Origin of the sequence: Mycobacterium sp., assembly GCF_035623875.1 — a bacterium.
Classification (GTDB): Bacteria; Actinomycetota; Actinomycetes; order Mycobacteriales; family Mycobacteriaceae; genus Mycobacterium.
The window spans coordinates 1-3,352 of the sequence record NZ_DASPSP010000326.1 but is presented as its reverse complement, the minus strand read 5'-3'; the positions used below and the strand labels follow the sequence as shown (position 1 = coordinate 3,352).

Annotated in this window: 2 protein-coding genes and 1 pseudogene; all 3 read left to right on the top strand. The window is 65.6% G+C overall.

Annotation, left to right across the window (positions count from 1 at the left end):
* Positions 1-9 precede the first annotated feature (9 nt).
* Positions 10-1,299 carry a sodium:proton exchanger gene (locus tag VEI45_RS25930; RefSeq protein WP_324857631.1) on the top strand — a complete coding sequence of 430 codons (1,290 nt, stop codon included), beginning with the start codon at positions 10-12 and terminating at the stop codon, positions 1,297-1,299.
* Between the two features lie 47 nt (positions 1,300-1,346).
* Complete coding sequence (gene fadD4, locus VEI45_RS25925) at positions 1,347-2,876, top strand: fatty-acid--CoA ligase FadD4 (RefSeq protein WP_324857629.1); 1,530 nt, start codon at positions 1,347-1,349, stop codon at positions 2,874-2,876.
* Positions 2,877-2,878: 2 nt separating this feature from the next.
* Positions 2,879-3,352, top strand: a pseudogene (locus tag VEI45_RS25920) (enoyl-CoA hydratase/isomerase family protein); the annotation flags it as partial.

The following is a 3,352-nucleotide window of genomic DNA, read 5'->3' as shown; positions in this document are numbered from 1 at the left end:
GGGTGGAGGATGACGACCACGGCCCCAGGCCCCGTTACCGCAGCTGCGCCGTCGCGGTCGTTGTTTCGCCCACTGGCGATCGTCGCCGTCATCGTCTGCCCGGCCCTGGTGGTGCGCGTCATCGGCCTCCACCCAAGTCCGATCCTGGGCCTGATTACCTACGGAGCCGCCGTCGTGGCGGCCAGCTTCCTGCTGGCGTGGGCCGCGGAAGCTGCCCAGGTCGACGTCTCGGGTGGTCTGGCGGTCGCGGTGCTGGGGGTCATCGCGGTCCTTCCGGAGTACGCGGTCGACCTGTATTACGCCTATACCGCGGGCCATGTGCCCGAGTACACCCAGTACGCCGCCGCGAACATGACGGGCTCGAATCGGCTGCTGATGGGTCTCGGTTGGCCGGTCGTCGTTTTGATCAGCGTGCTGGTGGCACGCCGGTCCACCGGCCGCAGAGTCGGCGCACTGGATCTCGACATGAGCAACCGGGTGGAGATCGGCTTTCTGATGTTCGCCGGGGTAGCCGCCTTTCTGATACCCGCGACCGGCCGCATCCACATTGCTTTCGGGGTGATATTGCTTGCCTGGTTTGGTTACTACCTGTACAAGCTGAGCCGCGGCGAGGTCGAGGAACCCGAGTTGGTCGGCACGGCCGCGGCGCTGGGAGCACTTCCGGACCGGACCCGCCGCATCGTGGTGTCGGCGCTGTTCATCTTCGCCGCGTCGGTGATTGTGACGTGTGCAAAACCGTTCGCCGAGAGCCTGATCGACGCTGGCACGCAGCTGGGCATCGATCGCTTCCTGCTGGTGCAGTGGCTGGCGCCGCTGTCCTCGGAGGCACCGGAGTTCATCATCGCCACCATCTTCGCGGCCAGAGGCAAGGGCGCGATCGCGATCGCGACGTTGATCTCGTCGAAGGTCAACCAATGGACCCTGCTGGTCGGGTCGTTGCCGGTGGCCTTCGTGCTCGGCGGAGGGGGCTCGTCGATTCAACTGGACGGCCGCCAGATCGAAGAGATGGTCCTGACCGCCGTGCAGACAGTGATGGGCGTGGCGCTGATCCTCGGCCTACGGTTCCGCCGGTGGGCGGCCTGGGCGCTGCTCGGCTTGTTCGTCGTGCAGTTCCCGATCACCTCGACCGAGGGCCGCGTGCTGCTGAGTGCCGTCTATGTAGCGGTGGCTGTCGTCGCGGTCGTCGTTAATCGCCGGCAGCTGGCGCCAACGCTGTTGGCACCGTTCGCCGGTCGGGCAAAGATTTACGGCGGACACCCGCATCAGCTGGCCGAACAGGCACGCACGATCGGTAGTTGACCCAGGCCCTTGACACCTGTCAAGTTTGGCGGCGGTACAGTCTGCGCATGCAGATCCGTGAGCATCTCGGCGCCGACAAGCCCGCTGTCGTCCTTCATCCGTCCGGCACTGTCGTCACCTTCAACGAACTGGAAGCCCGCGCCAACCGGCTGGCGCACTACTTCCGCCGGGCCGGTCTGGTCGAAGGTGACGCCGTCGCGATCCTCATGGAGAACAACGAGCACATCCACGCGGTCATGTGGGCAGCCCGGCGCAGTGGCCTGTACTACGTGCCGATCAACACCCACCTCACCGCGCCAGAAGCCGCCTACATTATCGACAACAGCGCCGCCAGGGCGATCATCGGTTCGGCGGCGCTGCGCAAGACGTGCGAGAACCTCGCCGAACACCTCCCCGGTGGCCTGCCCGCGACGCTACTGATCGCCTTGGATGACGAAGAGGCCGACCTCGACGGCTGGCAGCGCTACCCCGAATGCGTTGCCGACCAACCGGATACGCCGATCGACGACGAACGCGAAGGCGATCTGCTGCAGTACTCATCAGGCACCACCGGCCGGCCCAAGGGCATCAAACGCGAATTGCCGCACGTTTCGCCCGCCGAGGCGCCCGGCATGATGTCGGAGCTGGTTGGATTCTGGATGCACCCGGATGCGGTCTATCTGAGCCCGGCGCCGCTGTATCACACCGCGCCGTCGGTGTGGTCGATGAGCGTTCAGGCCGGTGGCATCACGACCGTTGTCCTAGAGAAGTTCGACCCCGAAGGCTGTCTTGAGGCCATCCAGCGCTACCGGGTCACGCACGGTCAGTTCGTGCCGGCCATGTTCACCCGGATGCTGAAACTGCCTGACTCCGTCCGCATTTCGTATGACTTGTCCAGCCTGCAGCGGGTGATGCACGCGGCCGCGCCGTGCCCGGTGGAGATCAAGAAACAGTTGATCGACTGGTGGGGGCCGATCGTCGACGAGTACTACGCGTCCTCCGAGGCGATCGGGTCCACGTTGATCACCGCCGAGGAGTGGCTGGCGCATCCCGGCTCGGTGGGCAAGCCGATGCTCTGCGAGATCCACATCCTCGACGAGCATGGCAAGGAGTTGCCGCCGGGCCAAGCCGGAGAAATTTACTTCGAGGGCGGATTCTCTTTCGAGTACCTCAACGACGCGGAGAAAACTGCGGCCTCCCGCGACGGTCACGGCTGGACGACCGTCGGCGACGTCGGCTACGTCGACGACGATGGCTACCTGTACCTCACCGACCGCCGTCATCACATGATCATCTCCGGCGGCGTCAACATTTACCCGCAGGAGGCCGAGAACGTCCTGGTCACCCATCCGAAGGTGCTGGACGCGGCGGTGTTCGGTATTCCCGACGACGAGATGGGCCAGAGCGTCAAGGCGGTGGTGCAGACCGTCGATCCGGCCGACGCCACCGACGAGTTCGCCGACGACCTGCTGGCTTGGCTGCGAGACCGCTTGGCGCACTACAAGTGTCCGCGATCTATCTCGTTCGAAGCGCAGCTGCCGCGCACCGACACGGGCAAGTTGTACAAAAACGAACTGGTCAAGAAGTATTCGGTGTGACGCTGCGCATCGTCGACGTATCGGAGCCGGTCTCGGAGGTCGACGCTGCGCCATCTGCCGTCCCGGTGGTGGCCGTCGGATCGCTTACGCATGCATCCGAATTCTGGCTGCAGCACGCGACATTCACCCTCACCCAGGACGACACCGACGACCGCCGGGCGATCACCGTCGCGTCGATCGAGTCGGCGATTGCCGAGCTGGTCGCGCGGGTGCACCGCTGGCCGCTGGCCGCAGCGGTCTGTGACGACGTGCTGCGGTCGGTGGATCCGGCCGGCTCGACGCTGGCCGGCGTGCTGACCGAGTCGCTTGCTTACTCCACACTGCAGGGCGGTCCGGAGTTCGCCCGGTGGCTGGCCGACCGTGGCCCGGCGCATTTGCCCGACATCGCCGATCCGGTGCAAGCCGACCGCGAGGGCAACACGCTGCGGATCGCGTTCAATCGGCCGCAACGCCACAACGCGTTCTCCACCGATGCC

Coding starts and splice junctions, on each gene's coding strand:
- VEI45_RS25930 (WP_324857631.1), top strand. CDS start 10: ATGACGACCACGGCCCCAGGCCCCGTTACCGCAGCTGCGCCGTCGCGG.
- fadD4 (WP_324857629.1), top strand. CDS start 1,347: ATGCAGATCCGTGAGCATCTCGGCGCCGACAAGCCCGCTGTCGTCCTT.